Annotated in this window: 1 rRNA gene; it reads left to right on the plus strand. The window is 48.9% G+C overall.

What is annotated here, in order from left to right:
* Positions 1 to 231: ribosomal RNA gene (locus N7568_RS25605) — 23S ribosomal RNA — on the plus strand; the annotation flags it as partial.

Genomic DNA, 231 nt, shown 5'->3' on the forward strand with positions numbered 1-231 from the left:
GACTTCCCCTCTGTCTCAACCATAATCTCGGAGAAATTGCAGTACGAGTTAAGATGCTCTTTAAGCGCATCAGGACGGAAAGTCCCCGAGACCTTTACTATAGTTTGGTTTTGGTGTTCGGAGTGGCTTGTGTAGGATAGGTGGGAGACGTTGATACCCGGACGCCAGTTCGGGTGGAGTCATCGTTGAAATAGAACTCTGGTCACTTTGGACATCTAAATTCGGCCCGTG

This window comes from Paenarthrobacter aurescens (assembly GCF_025421775.1).
GTDB lineage: Bacteria > Actinomycetota > Actinomycetes > Actinomycetales > Micrococcaceae > Arthrobacter > Arthrobacter aurescens_B.